20 protein-coding genes are annotated in these 19,534 nt (G+C 60.8%); 4 read left to right on the top strand and 16 right to left on the bottom strand.

Annotated features, from left to right (window positions below; genetic code table 11):
- The first annotated feature begins 116 nt into the window (after nt 1-116).
- Genes ORL50_RS28225 through ORL50_RS28210 form a run of 4 tightly spaced genes read left to right on the top strand, consistent with a single transcriptional unit; the run spans nt 117 to nt 5,743 of the window.
- The gene (locus ORL50_RS28225) at nt 117-1,463 is read left to right on the top strand and encodes a hypothetical protein (RefSeq protein ID WP_266019927.1); all 1,347 of its coding nucleotides are present in this window, start codon (nt 117-119) and stop codon (nt 1,461-1,463) included.
- A gap of 35 nt (nt 1,464-1,498) precedes the next feature.
- Nucleotides 1,499-3,745: an Ig-like domain-containing protein gene (locus ORL50_RS28220; protein WP_266019925.1), complete on the top strand. Its 2,247-nt coding sequence runs from the start codon at nt 1,499-1,501 to the stop codon at nt 3,743-3,745.
- A 60-nt stretch (nt 3,746-3,805) separates the two neighbouring features.
- Nucleotides 3,806-4,267, top strand: a complete 462-nt coding sequence (locus ORL50_RS28215) for a curlin (RefSeq protein WP_266019923.1) — start codon at nt 3,806-3,808, stop codon at nt 4,265-4,267.
- Nucleotides 4,268-4,294: 27 nt separating this feature from the next.
- Nucleotides 4,295-5,743, top strand: a complete 1,449-nt coding sequence (locus ORL50_RS28210) for a curlin (RefSeq protein WP_266019921.1) — start codon at nt 4,295-4,297, stop codon at nt 5,741-5,743.
- A 148-nt stretch (nt 5,744-5,891) separates the two neighbouring features.
- Here ORL50_RS28210 and ORL50_RS28205 read toward each other — a convergent pair whose 3' ends face one another.
- The 16 genes from ORL50_RS28205 to ORL50_RS28130 form a co-directional block, all read right to left on the bottom strand.
- Nucleotides 5,892-6,980, bottom strand: coding sequence for an RHS repeat-associated core domain-containing protein (locus ORL50_RS28205; RefSeq protein ID WP_266019929.1), 1,089 nt, complete (start codon nt 6,978-6,980; stop codon nt 5,892-5,894).
- A 354-nt stretch (nt 6,981-7,334) separates the two neighbouring features.
- Complete coding sequence (locus ORL50_RS28200) at nt 7,335-8,381, bottom strand: RHS repeat-associated core domain-containing protein (RefSeq protein WP_266019920.1); 1,047 nt, start codon at nt 8,379-8,381, stop codon at nt 7,335-7,337.
- 356 nt (nt 8,382-8,737) lie between these two features.
- The gene (locus tag ORL50_RS28195) at nt 8,738-9,604 is read right to left on the bottom strand and encodes a CsgG/HfaB family protein (RefSeq protein WP_266019919.1); all 867 of its coding nucleotides are present in this window, start codon (nt 9,602-9,604) and stop codon (nt 8,738-8,740) included.
- Between the two features lie 27 nt (nt 9,605-9,631).
- The gene (locus tag ORL50_RS28190; protein ID WP_266019918.1) at nt 9,632-10,066 is read right to left on the bottom strand and encodes a curli assembly protein CsgF; all 435 of its coding nucleotides are present in this window, start codon (nt 10,064-10,066) and stop codon (nt 9,632-9,634) included.
- On the bottom strand, nt 10,063-10,455 hold the full coding sequence (csgE, locus tag ORL50_RS28185; RefSeq protein ID WP_266019916.1) for a curli production assembly/transport protein CsgE: 393 nt from the start codon (nt 10,453-10,455) through the stop codon (nt 10,063-10,065). Before csgE ends, ORL50_RS28190 begins: the two co-directional genes overlap by 4 nt.
- Nucleotides 10,452-10,991: a type II secretion system protein gene (locus ORL50_RS28180; protein ID WP_266019915.1), complete on the bottom strand. Its 540-nt coding sequence runs from the start codon at nt 10,989-10,991 to the stop codon at nt 10,452-10,454. The genes csgE and ORL50_RS28180 overlap by 4 nt, the downstream gene beginning before the upstream one ends.
- Nucleotides 10,966-11,340: a type II secretion system protein gene (locus tag ORL50_RS28175; protein ID WP_266019914.1), complete on the bottom strand. Its 375-nt coding sequence runs from the start codon at nt 11,338-11,340 to the stop codon at nt 10,966-10,968. Before ORL50_RS28175 ends, ORL50_RS28180 begins: the two co-directional genes overlap by 26 nt.
- Before the next feature lie 4 nt (nt 11,341-11,344).
- The gene (locus tag ORL50_RS28170; RefSeq protein WP_266019912.1) at nt 11,345-11,818 is read right to left on the bottom strand and encodes a type II secretion system protein; all 474 of its coding nucleotides are present in this window, start codon (nt 11,816-11,818) and stop codon (nt 11,345-11,347) included.
- Nucleotides 11,819-11,820: 2 nt separating this feature from the next.
- Nucleotides 11,821-13,656, bottom strand: a complete 1,836-nt coding sequence (locus ORL50_RS28165) for a type II secretion system protein GspD (protein ID WP_266019910.1) — start codon at nt 13,654-13,656, stop codon at nt 11,821-11,823.
- On the bottom strand, nt 13,653-14,171 hold the full coding sequence (locus ORL50_RS28160) for a hypothetical protein (RefSeq protein WP_266019908.1): 519 nt from the start codon (nt 14,169-14,171) through the stop codon (nt 13,653-13,655). The genes ORL50_RS28165 and ORL50_RS28160 overlap by 4 nt, the downstream gene beginning before the upstream one ends.
- Complete coding sequence (locus ORL50_RS28155) at nt 14,171-14,719, bottom strand: GspMb/PilO family protein (protein ID WP_266019907.1); 549 nt, start codon at nt 14,717-14,719, stop codon at nt 14,171-14,173. Before ORL50_RS28155 ends, ORL50_RS28160 begins: the two co-directional genes overlap by 1 nt.
- Nucleotides 14,706-15,251 (bottom strand): PilN domain-containing protein, encoded by a 546-nt coding sequence (locus ORL50_RS28150; protein ID WP_266019906.1) that lies wholly within the window; start codon nt 15,249-15,251, stop codon nt 14,706-14,708. The genes ORL50_RS28155 and ORL50_RS28150 overlap by 14 nt, the downstream gene beginning before the upstream one ends.
- A 1-nt stretch (nt 15,252) precedes the next feature.
- Complete coding sequence (locus tag ORL50_RS28145; protein WP_266019905.1) at nt 15,253-16,056, bottom strand: hypothetical protein; 804 nt, start codon at nt 16,054-16,056, stop codon at nt 15,253-15,255.
- Nucleotides 16,037-17,743 carry a GspE/PulE family protein gene (locus ORL50_RS28140; protein WP_266019904.1) on the bottom strand — a complete coding sequence of 569 codons (1,707 nt, stop codon included), beginning with the start codon at nt 17,741-17,743 and terminating at the stop codon, nt 16,037-16,039. Before ORL50_RS28140 ends, ORL50_RS28145 begins: the two co-directional genes overlap by 20 nt.
- 82 nt (nt 17,744-17,825) lie before the next feature.
- Nucleotides 17,826-18,344, bottom strand: a complete 519-nt coding sequence (locus ORL50_RS28135) for a response regulator (protein ID WP_266019903.1) — start codon at nt 18,342-18,344, stop codon at nt 17,826-17,828.
- Nucleotides 18,345-18,576: 232 nt separating this feature from the next.
- Entirely contained in the window at nt 18,577-19,530 is a 954-nt protein-coding gene (locus ORL50_RS28130; protein WP_266019902.1) for a peptidylprolyl isomerase, read from the bottom strand.
- Nucleotides 19,531-19,534: the final 4 nt, after the last annotated feature.

Below are 19,534 nucleotides of genomic sequence, written 5' to 3'. Positions count from 1 at the left end.
GCAGGCACGTACGCCGGGCCTGTGCGGGCGATTTTCGAGGGTTGGTATGGAAGTTGCCGAAACCCCTCTCAACTGACCCATCCCCCAGGGACAGGTCTCCAATAGAGGGAATACTCATGCACCCTTTACTGTCCAAAACGGCGGCCGCCCTGGTCGTCAGTGCTCTGGCTCAAGGCGTCGCCCAGGCGGCGCTGTTTGCGGTCGATCCCGGCCCCTATCTACCAGGCAACGGTGGCTTCGCCGCCTGGTACCAGGACACCCACGGTCGAACCCTCGACCTGTGTCTGTCCAAGGCGGTGAGTACTCGCGTTCCCGGCGCACCGGGCGCGCCGACCTACATGTGCAACCTGTTGCCCACCCCCGGGGTGTTTGACGATGCGCAGCCAATCGTCTTCCCCACCAACTTCCCGGATGAAGCATTCTGGTTCACCGCCGACGCCGCGATCGTCGATGCCGCGCGGGGCATTGACCTGTCATTTGGCACTGCCATCGAGGCCGCCTTCGCCGCCGAAGAACCGGTGGAAGGTGACCAGGTCAGCTTTGCCCGAGTGCGAATTCGCGTCGACGTGCCAACCGCCGGCACCTATGTGATCACCCACCCCTACGGCGTCGATGTGTTCAACATCGACACCCCCGGGAGACGGGCGATCAACATGACCCGGGACATCGGCATCGGTTCGCCGAAAACCTACGACGGCGCCCTCAAGGGTGATGTCGGGCCTTTCCTGCGTAGCGTCAATGGCCCCTATACCGAGACGAATCCACTGACCGGCAGTGCCGAACAGTTCGTCGGCGATCCCAACCTCACGGAGGCCGTTACCGGCAGCCCCTTCAACACCAACTTCGTGCGCATCGAAGGTCCCAACGGCCTGGACCTGCGCACCACGCTGTTTTCGATCTCGGGCAAATTATCGACCGTGGTGCGCCCGACTCCGTTGATTGCGCAGCGCAGCACCTACTCGCGCAAAGCGGGTGAAAGTGCGCCGGTGGCCCAGCAAGACGTATTCGTCATGGCGCCGCCCCCGCCGGCCGCCGTGACCCTGACCAGCAGCACCCCGGTGCTGACCCTGAGTGAAGCCGACACCACCGGCAACTGGTACGCGCAGTCGTCGGTCAACCCGACCTTGCCAACCACCTTGCAAGTGACCGCCGATAACCACCTGGCCATTCCAAGCAGCACGCCGACCACCCTGCCCATGGCACTGACCGACCTGGTGGTGATCCAGCGGGCCGAGTACAGCCTGAGTTCCGGGCAACTGACCCTCGTGGCCTCCACCAGCGACGAAACTTCGCCGCCAGTGCTCACGGCAACGTCAGGCAGCGGTGCCGCCATCGGCGCCCTCAGTGGCGAAGGCGCGGTGAAAACCCTGGCCACCGGTATCTCGCCGATTCCACCGTCCCGGGTTCGTGTGACGTCATCCAATGGCGGCAGCGACACCGAAGAAGTGGTCATCGTGCAATGAACGCCCACATGCCCAGATCCTCATCAGGAGGCATCATGAATAATTGGCCACGCCTGGCGCTCAACGCCCTGGGACTGACTCTATCGCTGTCCGGCAGCGCGTTCGCGCAACTCGCCGCCGTCGACCCGGGCCCTTACACATTTGCCACGGGGAAATTCCCCATGTGGTATCAGGACAACAATCAGCTTTCGATGGAACTGTGCCAGTCCCGGGCCGCGAGCTCTCGGGTACCGGCCTCGGTCCCGCCGGCCTACATGTGCACCCTGCTGCCCGAACCGGGTATCTATGACGACACCCAACCCATGGTGTTCCCGGACAACTGGCCACCTGAAGCCTTCTGGTTTCTCGCCGAAACGGCCATTCCCAATAACGGTGCAGGCTATGGTGTAGACGCCTACGTGGCCGGGATTGAAGCGGCATTCGCCTCGGAGAATCCGGTCGATGGCGACCAGCAGAGCTTTGCGCGGATTCGCATCCGGGTGAACATTCCCACTGCCGGCGTGTACACCATCACCCACCCGTACGGTGTGGAAACAGTCAACGTGACGGCTCCTGGCCGGCGGGCGATCAACATCACCCGCGACATCGGCATCGGCGCACCGGGTAACTTCACCGGTGCGGTCGGGGGCAACATCGGGCCATTCCTGCGCAGCATCAACGGCCCCTACACCGAGGTGAACCCGGACACCGGCGCCGTGGAAACCTTTGTCGGCGACCCGAACCTCACCGAGCAGGTCACCGGCAGCCCGAATGACACCAACTTCCTGCGGGTGTCCGGACCGGCCGGGGTCATTCAGACCAACCTCTTCACCGTGGCCGGCAAGGTGCTTGACGCCCGTGCGCAAACCCCGGTCGAAGTCGACCGCGCGACCTACCGGCGCACCACCTCGGGCGGCAACAGCAACGTGCGCGTCGAAGTGTTCGCCAAGGCCGGCAACGGCTCGTCCCTGTGCTTCCGCGAAAGCGTGGCGCTGGTTCCCGGCCCACCGCTGTCGCCCTGCCAGACCACGCTGCTGGGCGATAACACCGGGCAGTTTTTCGGCCAGCGCCAGGCCAATGGTCCGGTGCCTCCAGTGGTAGTGGTCACCGCCTCCAACCCGGCAGGCACCACCCGGCCGACGGCGGTCTCGCGCAAACTCACCGACGTGGTGAAAATCCAGACCGCTCGCTACAACTGGGCCAACCACAGCCTGTTGATCGAGGCCACCTCCACCGATGAAGTCGCCATTCCGGACATGGTTGCGCAAGGCTATGGACGCCTGTCGAAATCCGGCACCCTGCAGAAAATCACCATCGCCGACCTGACCCAGCCACCCGCCACCGTCACGGTGAAATCCGCAGCGGGGGGCAGTGACACCGAGCCAGTCGTGGTGGTTGGCAGCGCGCCGAACTCCGGCGAAAACCAGCCTCCGCTGGCCGTCGCCGACAGCGGCAGTACCAGCTTTGGCGTACCTATCACGCTCAACCTGCTGACCAACGACAGTGACCCCGATGGCGACACGCCGCTGAGCATCACCGCGCTGACTCAACCGGCGGCGAACCAGGGCACCGTGGCATTGAGCGGCGCGGCGGCGGTGATCTACACCCCACCTGCGGTGGTCAACGCTCCGCTGACCACCACCTTCACCTACAAGGCGCAAGACATCAAAGGCCTGGCCTCGACCGCTGCGGCGACCGTGACCATCACCGTGGCGCCTAACCAGGCACCGGTGGCCGTCAACGATGCCATTGCAACCCTGGGTGTGGCGGTACCGATCAGCGTGCTGGCCAACGATACCGATCCGGAAGGCAACCTGCCGCTGGCCGTCGCCAGCTTCAGCCAACCACCGGTAGGTCGCGGCAGTGTCAGCAGCAACGGCACGGTACTGACCTACACCCCACCGGCCACCGTCACCACGGCTTTCACCACGACCTTCACCTACTTCGCCCGGGACAGCTTCGGTGCTGTGTCAGCGGCCCCGGCGACGGTCACCGTGCAAGTCTCGCCACGGCCTGCTGCGGAGAACTTCGCGGTGACGGCGGCCACGGTGTCGGCACGCTCCAACAACCGCTTCACCTGGGACTTCGCCGGGACCAGTTCGGTGATCACCGGCAACACCATCACCGTTCAGGTCAGCACCCCGACGGGCCTGGTGACCCTGGGTACTACCACGGTTCCCGTCACCGGCCGCTGGCGGTTGACGGTCAGCAACAGCACCACGGTGATCCCGTCGGCGAACCCGACAGCCACCATCACTTCGTCCCAGGGCACCGTGCGTTCGGTGTCGGTAACGGCGAACTGAGCCCTCGCCCCGTCAACTCCTGGAGTTGACGGGGCCGGCCTCTTCTCACAGGACAACGCCATGAAAACGTCGACCGCCGCCCTGCTCTGCCTGCTTCTGCTCTGCAGCAGCGCAGGCGTGCGCGCAGACGACCTGATGGACAACGACGACCTGGCACCTGGCGCCGACCTCGGCGAGCTGCCACCGCCGATTGGCCAGCAGGCGCTGATTGACCAGAACGGCCAGGCCAACGTCGCGCTGCTGCAACAGAACGGCCAGTCGTTGCTCGGCAGCATCGTCCAGTCGGGCAGCAATCAGGAGGCGTTCATCCTTCAACAAGGCAACGACCTGATGGCACTGATCACCCAGCAAGGTTCGGGCAACAACGCCGGCATCACCCAGACCGGCAGCCACAACCGCGCGCAGATATCCCAGAACGGCAACAACAACGACGCGACCATCGACCAGGCCGGCGCGGGGCTCTCCAGCGCCGTCACCCAGTCGGGCAATGGCATGAGCGTTTCGGTCAAACAATATCGCTAAAGCACTGCACTACCCGGAGGTTTCATCATGTTCAAACTGACGCCCCTCACCGCCGCCATCCTGGTCATTGTCAGTGCCCAGGCCATGGCCGACGACAGTGTCTCGACCCAGCGCCAATTCGGTGATGCCAACATCGCCAACGTGAAGCAGTCGCAGGCCTCATTCAGCAGCTCGACCCAGCAGCAGTTCGGCCAGGGTAACGACGCGATGGCGGTGCAGGACACTGCCACCAGCACCATCGACCAGAACCAGGTCGGTGATTACAACGCCGGCTACGCCGAGCAACTGTTCGAGGACGGCAGCACCATCGTCCAACAACAGGTCGGTACGTTCAACGTCAGCCATGCCAGCCAGTCCATTGGCGTGAACGGCAACCAAGCGTTGCAGCAGCAACAAGGTGGCGGCAACTTCTCGTTCATCTACCAGGACAGTCAGCAAAGCTCCTCGGGCCATACCTTTCAAATGGGTGACGGCAACGAGGCCAACATCGAACAGATGGAGCCCGGCGACGGGAACATCGCTACCGTGACTCAGTACGGCACCATTAACTCCGGCACCGCCGAACAAGTCGGCCACTCGGGCGGGCAGATCGCGATCAACCAGAACGGCAGTGAGAACTATGCCTACGGCGATCAACGCAGTGGCGTCGGCGGCACCGTGACCATCAGCCAGTTCGGCGACATGAACGGCAGCGAAGTCTGGCAGTTCGGCCAAGCCGCCAGCCAGGTTATCGTCGATCAGTACGGGCAGGCCAACGAAAGCATCGTCGACCAGAGTTTTGGTCAAAACAACTATGCCCAGGTGCTGCAGGTCGGCGACCTCAACGCCCTCTATGCCGACCAGTTCGAATCCGTCGGCTCGACCCTGGCGCTTTACCAGCAAGGCACCAACAACATCCACTTCACCTACCAGAGCGGCGACAGCCACGTGCTCAATGCCAACTCGGTGGGTAACGAAAACAAGGTCTACGCCAGTAACTGGAAAGGCCCACAGTCCGGCGGCCAGTTCGGCACCAACCAGCGCGCCACGGTCAACCAAACCGGCAATGGCAACGTCGCCAACTTCACCCAGGACGGCGCCGGCCACATCATGACCACCAACCAGAGCGGCATGGGCAACAAGACCACCGTCAGCCAGGCCGAGTCCTACAACGAGTTGTACTTCGACCAGAACGGCAGCGACAACATTCTCATCGCCGACCAGCGCGGCACCACCAACCTGATCCAGGGCACGTCCAACGGCACCGGCAACAGTGCCGAGTTCGACCAGTCGGGCATTGGCAACCAGGCGTTTACCACGCAGATGTACGGCAGTGACAACCAGATCACCGTCAAACAGGCTGACACTATGAACGTCGCGTATGTGACCCAGGGCGGGACGGGGAACATTGCCAATGTCGACCAGAGTGGCGTGGCGCAGATGGCGAATGTGCAGCAGTTTGGGGGGGCTAACCAGGCGACTGTTTTGCAGCAGTGAGTGTGTCGGCGTAAAAAAACCGCGGCCCAAGGGTCGCGGTTTTTTTAGATGTTGCGCTTCTTTAGGGGCAAGCGAAACAGCTACTCCCTATATCAAGACTAGTGCGATCGATACTTCGGTGCGTGGCAGATCGCAACATACGAAATTATCATTGTCGCGGTCGCCCTCTTATAGACGACGAATTTTCTTCCAACGCACTTAGCAGTACATTTGCATGCTGGACGTTCAATTTCCGCAGATAAACTGCCGCGCCCATAACGTCTGCGGATGGCGCACCAAGCTTGTGACTAAGATTGCGCCGGACCATTTCATTGTGCATACCCAGACTTTGCGTACCTTCGATACCTATATCCAGTTTTTTAAAAGCAGAAGAACCGACGCCTTGTATACTGTACCTAATTTCACTTATTGTTCCATCCGGATTTGCATGACTGGAATTAGCTTCAGGATAACTGGTGTACCCAGGAACCCCATCAGCATTTCGCTTATGCCGGTTTATAAAACTCTTCAAATTCGATTCTGAGGCCAACACCGAGTGCTCATTCAGCTGGCGCGAGGTCTTTGCCAAGCTATCCATATCCGATTGATCGAGAAATTTAGCGATGTTCGAAAACGAATCGTAATCGAGACCTTCAAGCGAGTTTACCGGCGGAATATTTTTCTCTATAGGAGAAAGAAAATGTCTTAACGTTCGAAAAAATTTAACGTGCCCCCCTGGATCCACAAAGTTAACTGGATCGCCTGAACAGTACACATACGAATTCAAACCTCCTTGCCCGAACGGGCTCAAATTGTCCGGACTGTTAAAACGCATCAACACTGGATTAAACGCCCGATATCCATTACCCAGTAAATAATGCCCGGTCACAGGATCGGGGCGCTCACCTGCAAACCCTAATAGACTGAATAAACCACTTCCCTGAGGACGATGACCGTAGGGCGAGTAGGCGATGGATTGATTAGGTGATTCTTTATCTAGCGAACTGAGTATCGAGCGCTGCTGGTCGGTTGCCAGTAGCGTGTTATCGAGTACTTCACCCTCACGCCGTTGCTGCGCCAGTAACTGGTCGCCGTGCTGAACGATGGAATGCTGCATGGCCCCCTGAATTTCAGTGGCCAGACGGCTTTTGCAGTAAAAGCGCTGAAGCGTGGGTGTATCCAGCAGGGTGTGATTGATCAGACGATCCAGCGGATCATAGCGATAGTGGCAGAGTAAAGCAGGTGGCTGATTAGACATTGGGGTGGTCTGAGCTTTCAAGGTCTGAGAGTTTGAGTATCTGCCGAGAGACAGGCGGTGTGAACTAGCAGAACTGCTAGGTTTCTTGGGGGTATCGACCACTGTGGAGGTGAAATACCTGTGGGAGCGCGGCTTGCCCGCGAAGGTCTTCCAGTTGACGAATTGTTTGGCTGACACTCCGCCATCGCTGGCAAGCCAGCTCCTACAGTTGACCGGCCTGGTGCACAAGTTTTGTGTGCGCTGCAGATCCCTGTAGGAGTGAGCCTGCTCGCGATGGTCTTTCAGCTGGAGAATTGGTTGGCTGACACTCCGCCATCGCGAGCAGTCTTAATCGTATAACATTCCCGGGAATCATTATCTCAGCGCTGCTAAGAGGCGCCTCGCATAAAGAGCGTTAAGTTCACCCTCATTTTCGGCGGTACCGTCAGCGTTTTTAGGTAGATCAGACTTTACTTTCCCTCTCACCGACTGAACATGTTCATTCAAAGTACGAGATCCGTCTACCCTGGAGCTCAACTTCTTGAAAGCGTGGCTGCCTACCCCATTTAAAGGATTAACAGTAACAGCTTCAGGCCCCACCGCCGATTGCACATGAACCGTCAATGTTCGCGAAGAAGAAAGTTGATCTTTTACTGGATTGCGCGTGATTACTTTGAAATTTAAGTATTGCTTCAAGTTACTCACCCCTGCATCCAGGGAGTTCTTGTTGAGTTGCCTGGAAGTTAATGCCAAATTATCCATGTCGACACGACTGAGGTATCGGGTGACCTCCTGAAATGCGTCGAAGTTCAGCCCTTCGAGACTGTTCTTCACAGGTACATTTCGTGGCACACCTACCAGAAACCCCTTGACTCTCTTAAATAACCACTCACCAAAGTGACCCGAAGCGTCCGTGAAGTTCACTGGATCGCCCGAACAATAAACGTATGGATTGATGCCGCCCGTTGCGAACGGGCTCAGACTGTCAGGGCTATTGAACCTCATTATCACGGGACTAAATGTTCGATATCCGTTCCCAAGCAAATAATGTCCGGTTATCGAGTCACGTCGTTCGCCATTGAAACCCAACAGACTTAACAACCCGTTTTCTGTAGGCAGATGGCCGTAAGGAGAATACGCGAGAGGGTTACTTCGATTGACGTCCAGGATACTCAATACCGAGCGTTGTTGATCTGTGGCAACCAGCTTGGCGTCGCTTCCATCACCGCCGCTTTGCTGCGCCAATAGCTGTTTACCGCACTGGAAGACTGAGCAGCTCAATGCGCCCGTGATTTCGGTTGCCAACCGACTTTTACAATAAAAGCGCTGAAGATGCGGCGCGTCCACTGTGGATTGGTTGATAAGACGGTCGAGTGCATCGTAGCGATAGTGCCCGAGCAGGCGTTGCTGTGGGGATGTCATGGATGCTCCGAGCGAATTTGTAGATGCGCTGGAGTATCCATGGATGTGCCAAATTGGGGTACTGGCAGAACTGCTAGTCTCGTACAGTTAAATTTCGTGGAGCATCGGAGTCGTGTGCACTTAAGCCACCTGTGGGTGCGCGGCTTGCCCGCGAAGGTCTTTCAGTTGACGAATCTGGCGGCTGACACAGCGCTTTCGCAGGCAAGCCAGCTCCTACAGTTGACCTGAGTCGTGCACAAAAGCTGTGTTCGCAGCAGATCCCTGTAGGAGTGAGCCTGCTCGCGATGGTCTTTCAGCTGGAGAATGGGTTGGCTGACACTCTGCCATCGCGGGCAAGCCTTGCCCCACAGCCCCGCTCATTCCTCCTCACCCTCTGGCACCACGCGATTCTGCGACAGGTAGCGCTCCATGGTTTCATTCTGTGGCGGTGTCGAGTTGTCACCGGCGACCTGCCACATCTTGCGTTCTATGCCCTGGGACAACAGGTGGCCGACCGCCGATTCAATGGCCGACAGCACGCACAGCTGCGCCGGTTCGTTGGTGGTGTAGCCGACTTCGGCCTCGAGCAGTTTCTTGAACTCAATGAACTTGAACACCCCGGCGCTGCGGCCTACGGAATAAATGGTCTTGCTGGTCATCACGTTGGCCAGCACCTGGCCGCTGCGTACGTCCACCGCGCGCAGGTTCACGGTGACCTGGTCGACCCGGTACTCGCGGGAGATGTCGATGCCCAGGTAGCGCGCCCCTTCCCCGCCGCTGCGCACGTTGGTGTCGTAGGCGATGATGCCGCCTTCGAGCATCATATTCGCCGCCTGCAGCGGTGGCAGCTCGGCCTGGATGTTCATCGGCGTGTTGGGCTTTTTCTGCGAAGCGCGAATGATCTTGCGCTCGGTCAGCAGATTCTGCAGCCCTTCACGTTCCAGCACCACGAACCAGCCGCTGGCTTGCATGGCGTCCATCAGCATGCTCGCCGCGCCTTGGGTCACGCTGGTGGAAAAGGAGCTGGCCGGGGTCGGTTTGTACTGGCCGGTCTGGTCGCGGAAGCCGTACACCACCGCCATCAAGCGGCCCTTGGGGCGCGGCAGCTTGAGCAAGTCGTAGTAGGTTGACGCCCTGGGGGTCAGGGTCGGGGTTTCGGTGTCCTGCTCGGCCGACATCGGCTCGCGCAGGCTGCAACCCTGTAAGGTCGCCAACAGCATCCCTAGCAAAATTATTTTTTTCATGTCCGTTACTCCCCATCGTTCCTTGGCTCAAGGAGCCAGGCCGTTCACCAGGATTTCCGAAATTTCACCGGTCGCCCGGTCCGTCACTTCAATCGTCAGCGCGCCCGAATCGTCGATGACGTTGACGATGAAAGCGTCGGTGGACAGGCTCCCCGTATTGCCGGTGGAGATGTTGTCCAGCAACTGCCCCAGCAGGCGCGATTGCAACTGGCTGCTGAAGCGTTCGAGGGCCGAGGTGCCGGCGATCGAGGTGCGATCCTTCAGGTCGGGGTCGTCGTAGTCGTTCTGCGCCTGAGCGTTGTTGAGCAGCCAGGTGCCGTTCAACGGGTTGCCACCGAACGATGGATTGATCGGCGTGTACACCAGCTCCGTGGCTTGCACCAGGCCGCAGCCGGTAAACCCGAGCAACCACATGCCGGCCAGCGACAGCGCGGTGCGCTGCGAAAACAATTTCGTATTCATAATTCGTCCCTCTCAAGGTCCGTGGTGTCTTGCAACAAGTTTTCCAGCTTGCGCTGGACAATCTGCCCGCGAACCCAGTCGGCGGCGTCATAAGCCTCGTCCTTGAGCTCCACGGTGTTCGGCGCCAGGAAGCGCCGGTAAACCAGGCGTTGTTGATATTCCACGGTCACCAGGCTGCCCCAGCGTGCCGAAGGTCGTTCGCGGACCACCAGGTTGAAATCCATCGGGCTGGTGGCACGCAGGCGTTCACTGAACGAGTAGTAAAAGTCGTGGCCGATGTGCGAGATCGTGTCATCGACGATGAAGCCCATCATTTCGTCCTCTTCCCCGGCCGAAGCCAAAGGCAGCACCAGTGCCAGGGCCATGGCGGCCAGCCATTGGCGGATCATGGCTGCAGCGCCTGGGGCGCGGTGGACTGTCCCTTGGCCGGGCCGGAAGCGCCGTCGAGGAAGGCTTTTTCGGCAACGAACTGCCAGTCCTTGTAGCTGGCCATGCCGGTGAAGTCCGACCATTGGCTTGGGAAGTCCACCTGCTTGAGCGGCTTGTCGGTGGACGGGCTGCTGAGGCCGGTGATGCGGCCATCGAAGCCCCGTTGCAGGCTCCACTCACCGCCGCCGATCGGGTCAGGATAGAGCTGGCGAATATGGTGCTTGGGCGTTGGAAAACGCTGGTCGTCCAACAGGTCTTCGAGCTCCTTGGGGTACTGCGCCAGGCCTGGCGAGCTGCGGTAGTAGCTGCGCAGTGCCTGGGCATACTGGGTGCCGACCCACAGCAGCTGCTTCTCGCGATCCCGCCGCGAAGCGGTCGACCACAGCTCGCCGGCACTGGCCAGGCCCATGCCCATGACCATGATCAGGAACAGCACGCCCAGGTAGGTGAAACCGCCCTCGCCGGACGGCCTACCACTCGGAATATAGGCTGCCATCACGCGCCCTCCCTGTGGCTCCGCTCTTGATGTCGGCCACGCCGCCGGCCACACCTTCCGGTGGCGCGACCATGACCCAGGCGTCCTTGCGTTCGGTGATCGGGTCCATCGGCGGGTTGCGCAGGTAACGTTGTTCGACCAATTGTTCGATGGAATCCGGATAGCGCCCGGTGTCGCCGTAGTAGTGATCCAGCGCCTCGCGCATCGACGACAGGCTCTGGCGCAGGGTGGTCTCCCTGGACGTTTCCAGGCTGTTGAAATAACGCGGCAGGGCAATGGTCATCAGGGTTGCGATGATTGCCATGACCACCATCAATTCCAGCAGGGTAAAACCCTTTTGCCGACGCATGATCTCACCACTCCCTATAGGCGACGCCGTTGAGCCCCTTGCCGCGAGCCTGGGAATAAACGTCGAAGACGTCCTCCCCCTCACGCGGGTTCTGGGCCGAACTGTCATAGGCGCGCAGGCCCCAACCACCCTCGTCGTCACGCTTGACCGCGGCCAGCGGGTCGTGAGGAATGCGCCGTAAAAAGTAGAACTTGGCCCCCTTGGCACTGCGCACATCACGCACGCCGTCCACCAGCACTTGCAGGTTCGGCGGGTAGCCGCTGCTGTTCAGCGACTTCTCGATATAACCGGCATCGAACGCGCGCTTGTAGGCGTCGATGGCATCGCGAATCTGGTACAGCGCGGTGCGCAGGTCCTGCTCCTTGCCCCGGCGCACCACGGTCTCGGTCAGCGGCGCGGCCATGCCGGCCAGCAGGCCGATCAGGGCCAGCGTCACCACGACTTCGATCAGGGTAAAACCGCGTTGCGAGGCGTTCATGATCAAGGCTTCTCGACGACGACACGGGTGGCGGCAACCACCGGCGTGCCCATGGTTTCGGTGCGGATCGCGGTGTCCATCGAGCGGTCCGGGGCCTGGATGTGCATGCTGGTTTCGGTACCGGTCGGGAACTCCATGTCCGACGGGCTCTGGTACGGCAGGTTGCGTACGATGCGTGGGGTGATCGACAGCACCAGTTCCGATTTGCTGACGTCGTCGCGGTTACTGCCGAACAGCCGGCCTATGCCGGGGATGTCGCCCAGGCCGGGAATCTTGTTGCCGTTGCTGCCATGATCGTTGCGCATCAGCCCGGCGAGGATCTGCGTTTCGCCGTCGTGCAGGCGCAAGGTGGTCTGGGCATTACGGGTGTCGACCTGGACCGGAATGGTGCCCTGGCGGGTCGGTTCCAGCGGGGTCGCGTTGCTGACTTCGAGGGCGATCTTGATCGCCACTTCGTTGTTCAAATGCACGATTGGCTGCACTTCGAGTTTCAGACCGACATCCAGGTAAGTCACGCTTTCGGTGATCACCGGGCCTTGGGTCGAAGGCACCGAGGTGGCGCTGATGATCGGCACGCGCTGGCCGATGTGGATGCGCGCCTGCTCGCGGTTGCTCACCCGGATCACCGGGCTGGCCAAGGTGTTGATGTCCTTGTCCTGGGCGTTGATCTTGGCTTGCGGCGAAGGCGAGATCGAGATGCGGCTGGAGTTGATGCCGCGCAGTTGATCGAGCACCGATACCGGCTGACCGTCACTGGTGAGTACACCAAAGGTGTTTGGCCATTGCAGACCGAGGTCGAGAATGCGCTGGCGGGCAACTTCCATCACTTCGACTTCCAGCACCACTTCCGGGTTGGACTGGTCCTGGGACTGCAGGAGTTTTTCCGCCATGCGAATCGCGTCTTCGCTGTCACGCATGGTCAGGGTGTTGAGGCGTTCGTCGACGAACACGTCGCGGGTCTTGAGCATGGTCTTGATCATGTTCAGCGCGGTGTTGGCGTCGATGCTGGTCAGGTAGAACGTGCGCATCACCAGCTCTTGATAGTCCTTGAGCTTCTGTGGCGAATCCGGGTAGATCAGCAGGGTGTTTTCGTTCACCACTTTCTGGTGCAACTGGTTCTGTTGCAGCAGTAGGGCCACGGCGTCTTCGATGCGCACGTCACGCACGAAGATGGTGGCTTTCATGTCCGGGCGCAGGTCCTTGTCGAAGATGAAATTCAGGCCAGCGACCTGGGACAGCACTTCGAAGATGGTCTTGAGGTTGGCGTCGCGAAACTCCAGGGTCACTGGCCGATCCAGACGAGTGCGCAGCTGTGGGTACTGCACGACGTTGCGGCTCTGCACCAGGCGAATGTTGCTTTGCAGGTCCAGGGCGCCTTCGTTCTTGGGGTCCAGTTCGAGGATCTGCTTGACCTGGCGGTCGGCGGCGTAGATGTCACCACGGCGCAGGTCGCCACGGGCCAGCTCGAGTTTTTCGTCCTGGCTGCGCATATGTTCGAGTTGGCTCAGGGATTCCTGGGCCCGCCGGTTGTTCGGCTCGATGGTCAACACTCGGCCATAGCCCATGCGGGCCGAGGCAAAATCACGCTGGGCGCGATCCATGTCGGCCTGGGTCAGCAAGGCGGTGACTGCCCGGGCGCGGCTGCTGTTCAAGGCCAGGTGCAGCTCGGTATCGCGCGGGTTTTCGCGCAGGCCTTCCTCGATTCGGGCCAGGCCGGCTTCGTACTGTCCCGACTCAATCAGGTCGGACGCCTCTTGTTTGGCAACCTGCGCGGAACTGCACGCGGCCAATCCTGCACACAGGCAGACAAGGCTTATCAGCATACGGGATCGGTTCATTGCGTGCTCCCCACAGACAGCGTCTGAGACAAATGCAAAGGCAGGTAGACAAAGCTCAGTTCCACATCGGAAATGCCCTCGATCCGCCACGTTTCGTCGATCACATCCCCTTTGCGCACGACGTATATTTTTTCGCCGTTCTGCAAAAACACCTGCAGATCGGTACGGTCATCCAGCCTGCCGACGAACTGGAAAGGCATGGGCGGTGCGCTAGGGGCTTGCACCACCGGGGTGACATTGACGGGTTGTTCGGTGACCACGGCCAGGGTCGGCGCCGCTTTCCAGCTGCGGGCGGCGAACAGGTCGCCGGCCGGGCTCAGGTCCTTGATCGGCGCTGGTTTACCAGCGGCGGGAGCGGCCGGCAAGGCGCCGCGAATCTTGCTTTTGCCCGGATTGGCCACCACGGCCACGGCCTCTTCGCCCTCGTCTGCCGCCTGGAAGAATTCGCTGCCCCAGGTCAGGGCGGCGGCAACCCCGAGGAACGCCAGCCAGCCCACTACGCGTTGGCTTTTCATCACGACCTCGACAGGTAAAGGGTCATGCGGATCCGTCCGGTCAGGTCGGTGTCGGCGATCTTCTTGCGCTGGAACTCCACGTCCTCCACCACCACCGCCGGCAGCTGGCCGAGCAAGGCGTGCAGGAAGCGCCGCAGTTGCGGATAGCTGCCGCGCACCGGCAGCAGGATCTGATACCGCGCCAGGTGGGTCTTGGGATCAATGCCCAGGGAGTATTCACCCCGCGCCAGGGTGATGCGTTCCTGGGCGGCCAGCGCGTAGATCTTGTCGATGGCCACGGTCGCCTGGGGCTGGGACGGCAACTTGCTGCGGAAGTCGTCGAGCTGGCGCTGCGGCACCACTGGCGCGGCGACGCTGCCCTCTTCAACCTTGGCCAGGTATTCACCGGCTTCCCGGGTCTGCTGGCTGAGCTGTTGCAGCGACTGCCAATCGGGCAGCAGGCCGGCCAGGCCGTACACCAGCGCCAGCACCACCAGGGCGATTCCGGCAAGCCCGGGCACGCCCAGGCCTTGCAGGTATTCGTGGACGATCAATCTAGGGATTTGCATCGCCGATCTCCCAGGTAGCCGATAGGTTGAATTGCACCGGATGCTCCGGCACGTTGGCGACGATTTCGTGGCTCAGCAGCGACACGTCCGACAGCTCGTCGCTGGCTTCGAGGCGTCGATGGAAATCGAGCATGGCTTCCAGGTCCCGGGCTTCGGCGCTGATCCGCACCTGGCCCTTGCGGGCGTCGGGGGTCAGGGTCAACAGGGCGATGTTGTCCCGGGGCATGCTTTCGAGGGTGGCGAACAGGTGCTCCCAGGGGCGGCGCAACTGCTGCGACACCTTGCGCATCTCGGCCAGGTTCTGCGCCTGTTCGCGGATTTGCGCCGGGGTCAGGCTGGACTTGGTGCCGGTGTCGCCAGTGAGTACACGCTGGGCCGTTTGCAGGTGACCTTGTTGCTGGCTGGATTGAGCGCTGAGGTGCTGGCCGACCGCTACGCACGTCAGCGCCAGCACGACGCCTGCGGCCAGCAGGCTCCAGCCCAGGGGACCGCAGCGACGACGTGGCTGGAAGTCGAGCATCAGGGCGCGCATCTCAGGCCACCGCCCGGGACATGACGTACAGGCTGTCACGTACGGCTGTCCGGTCCTCTTCAAGAGTGCGCAAGTGCACACCTGGCACTTGCGGGTGCGAATCGATGCGTGCGGGCGCATGCAGGTACACATTCAGCGGGCGCTCGCTGGTAGAGGCTTGCAGCTGGCTTTCGCGACCGATCAGCGCCGCCAAGGCGGCATCGCTGTCGCTGCTGCCCACCGAGCGCACCGAAGCCCAGCGCCCTTCCCGCGCCACCAGCAACACGCTGCGCACCGGCTCGGCGACCACGAACAGGAAGTCGCCGGCCTCCAAGCTCGAATCAAAGTGATTGAAGGCGGCCATCAGGTAAGGCTGTACCGACCGCAGTTTCAGGCCCCGGGCGCTGACCAGGGTGCGCAGGCGCTCAAGCAGATCCTGCGGCAGCGCGGCGGCAATCCGGTCGTAACCCGCAGGCTCGGCTGACAGCACCAGGTTCCAGGGCTGGGTCGGCGCGCCGTAGAGGTCTTCGAAGCACAGTTGGGCAAAACCACGCAGCTCCTCGGGGCTGTTGATCTGGTCACTCCAGGGCACCAGGCAAAAGCGGCTGAAGTGCCCCGATACGACCACGCTCAACTGCGCACCGGCGGCGGCGTGTTCGCCCAGCAGGCGGTCGAGGGTTTCCAGGGCGACGGCCCAGGCATGGAAGCCTTCGTCGATGAAACCGACGCTGCCCAGCCACAGGGTTTCGCTGCCCTGGCGCCGGCCCAGGCCGACACCGCTGGCGCCGAGCACGGCGACAAAACTATCACGAGACAAAAGTGACACGATTGATCTCCTCGAGCGTGGTCCGCCCTTCCTGCACCAGTTCCAGGGCCGACTCGCGCAGCAGGCGCAAGCCACGTTTGCAGGCGTGGGCCTTGATTTTCGAAATCGGCTGACGCTCGACGATCATCTGCCGCAGCTCGTCGTCCAGGTGCAGCAGCTCGGCGATTGCGGTGCGGCCGCGATACCCGGTGCCGCGGCAATGACCGCAGCCCTTGCCATGCACGAAGCGGAAATCGCTCACCTGTTGCGGGTCGAGCCCCGAGAGGTGCAGCTCGTCGTCAGTCGGAAAATGCGGCGCGCTGCAGCTGGCGCAGACCAGGCGGATCAGCCGCTGGGCCAGCACCGCGTTGAGCGCCGAGACCAGGCTGTAGGGGTCGATTTCCATCTGGGTGAAGCGGCCGATCACGTCGAACACGTTGTTGGCGTGAATGGTGGTGAACACCAGGTGCCCGGTGAGGGCCGACTGCACGGCGATCTGCGCGGTGTCGGGGTCACGGATTTCACCGACCATGATCTTGTCCGGGTCGTGGCGCAGGATCGAGCGCAAGCCCCGGGCAAAGGTCAGGCCCTTCTTTTCGTTCACGGGAATCTGCAGCACGCCGGGCAGTTGATATTCCACCGGGTCTTCGATGGTGATGATCTTGTCCACGCCGTGGTTGATCTCGGTGATCATCGCGTAGAGCGTGGTGGTCTTGCCGCTGCCGGTGGGGCCGGTGACCAGCACCATGCCGTAGGGTTCGGCTGCCAGGCGGCGCAGCTGGCGCAGGGTTTCGTCTTCAAAGCCCAGGGCCTGCAACTGCACGCCGCTGACCTTGTCGGCCAGGTCCTGTTTGTCCAGCACCCGCAGCACTGCGTCTTCGCCAAAGATGCTGGGCATGATCGAGACCCGGAAGTCGATCTGCCGGCCGCTGATGCCAATCTTGAAACGGCCATCCTGCGGTACGCGTTTTTCGCCGATGTCCAGTTCGGCCATGACCTTGACCCGGGAAATCACCTGCTCGGCGAACTCGGTGCCCTGGATCTTGCTGATGTTGTTGAGCACGCCGTCGATCCGGTACTTGATCACCAGGCCGCTGCCGGTGGTGCCCAGGTGGATGTCGCTGGCGTGCATCTTCAGCGCATCGTAGAGGGTCGAGTTGACCAGCTTGACCACCACGCTGGCGTCCTCGCTGATGCTGGTCAGGGACAGGCTTTGCAGCTTGTCGATTTCCACCCCGGAGTCGGCCTGGGCGTTGAGCGATTCGACCGCGTGGAAGCTTTCTTCATGGCGGGCCAGGTAGGCCTTGAGGTCGTCGGCGTGCACCAGGTACAGCGGCGCGCCGTGCAGGCAATCGTCGATCCAGGCCAGGCGCGCAGTATCGAAGGGGTCGGCAAACACACCAATGACCACCTCTTCGTGTCGCAGCAGGATGAATTCGCGCTTGAGGCATTGGGCCAGGGTGACCCGGTCGAATACCGGAGTGGCCTTGAACAGCGTGTCGGTGTCGAGCACCGGATAATGCAGGGTGGTGCCGAGGCATTCGATGAAGGGCATGGGGGCCAGTTCACACAACACCCCAAGTGCTTCCAGTACCCGTTCGCCGGAAGTGGCCGCGCGGGAGCGGGCCTGGGCCAGTTGTTCACTGGAAAAACGCGACGGTACGGTGTCCAACAACGCCGGTTCTACGGCTAGGGATAGACGGTCCATGGCATGCTCTCCAACGCCGGGGGCTTTGAGCCCTGTCGACGCGGCGAGCAGTTACGGGGGACCGGAACGACTTGTCGCGTCATTACTCCCCGGTGAGCAATTGTTCGTCGTCTGGTGCCATGGAGTTCGAGTTTCTTCGGCGATCCACCAGCACCCAACTACCGTCGTACAACTGCAGCGGGAAACTTTCAGTCCTGCTCTGGCGTCGTTCGACAAATCCTTCAGCGGCTTTCGCTTCGCGCTTGATCCCCAGCAGGTCACAGACGGCTCGTGCCAGTTCCGCCAACGGAAACGGCTTGAACAGGATGTGACTGACTCCAAGTTGCCGGGCCCGCTCACAGACTTCAGCGGTTGGGTGCCCTGTAATCAGTACGTAATGACAATTCCTGTTCTGGCGGACTTCTTCGAGTACCTGAAAACCTTCCATATCGGGCAAGCGGTAGTCGAACACCATCACATCGGGGGCAAAATCAGCGGCTTCGCCGATGGCTTTGGCACCTTCGTGTGCTATCCGGACTTCCAGCCCTTGCGCCTGCAGGTAATCCTGGAGGTTATGTGCAAGGAGCTGTTCGTCTTCAACAACCAGTACTTTGTTTAACAAGGTGGACTCCTTGTAACCGCAGGCCCGAATTTCAAACCTGGCAGAGTGCCGCCTTAATGAGGCTAACGCACACTTCATGCCAGACTGAGCACCGGTATTTTCACCACTGCATGTAGTTGATATTCATGAGATATCTATTCCGTTCGAGCACACCACCGCCGAACGCCCCCCAAAGCCGGGGGAAGCGCACGGATTCGCCCTGAAGCTTTCCCCCACTATTGGGGAACAAACTTCAATCGTCGTCAATCCGTTCGATTCGATTGCGCGACCGCAACTGCGCAAGCACTTCCCCTCGTATAGCAACCTGTTCCTGGCGGGCAAGATAAGCCCTGACCATTTCCAGTCCCTGCTCCTCTGAGACATCTGCCGCCTCGCTGCGGTTCTGTAAATAAATCAGATGCCAGCCCACCGGAGTGCGCACCGGCTCACTGAGATCACCTGGTGCCATGGCAAAGGCTGTCACTTCAAATTCAGGAAACATGCGGCCCCGGGGGAAATATCCCAGGTCCCCGCCACTGCTGGCGGAAGCATCTTCTGAAGCGCTTTTGGCGATACTGGCAAAATCGGCACCGTTAACGATTTTCAACCGCATGTCCGCTAAGCGTAGTCGTGCTGCTTCAATTGTCGCGGCATCCGCGCCTTCAGGGACTTTTACCAGGATATGCCGCGCCTGGACCTCCTCTGGCCGGCCCATTTCGCTGCGGTGCTCTTGATAAAAAGCTCGGACCTTTTGCTCGTCGGGCCCGGTAACCTTGGTCAGCTCGGCAAACACCTGCTGCGCCGCCATGTCACGGCGGGTGTACTCGACAAAACTGGCTTCATCAAAACCAGCATCGTTCAAACGCCGGGCAAACACTTCAGCACCGCCGATGGCCTGGCGCGCCTGGTCGACCTGGCCCTGCACCTGTGCATCGCTGATCACCACGCCGCGCTTGACGGCTTCCTGCCACAGCAGTTCCTTGTCGATCAAGGCATCCAGGGCCTTCTGCCGCAGCTGCTTGTAGGCCGTGGGGTTGCGGATGCTGCCTAACGCCCGCCCCTGGTCCTCGAGGAACTCGGCGAAATAACGTTCCAGGCGAAACTCGGAGATTTCCTCGCCATTGACCCGCGCCGCGATCGGGCCGTTGCTGGCGTAACTTGCCGGTACCCACAGGGCCAGCAGGAGCAACCAAGTACTGAGTTTCATGATG

The organism is Pseudomonas sp. RIT-562, assembly GCF_026241895.1.
Taxonomy (GTDB): domain Bacteria; phylum Pseudomonadota; class Gammaproteobacteria; order Pseudomonadales; family Pseudomonadaceae; genus Aquipseudomonas; species Aquipseudomonas mandelii_F.
Note: the sequence above shows the minus strand (reverse complement) of the source record. Positions and strands in the feature narration are given on the sequence as shown.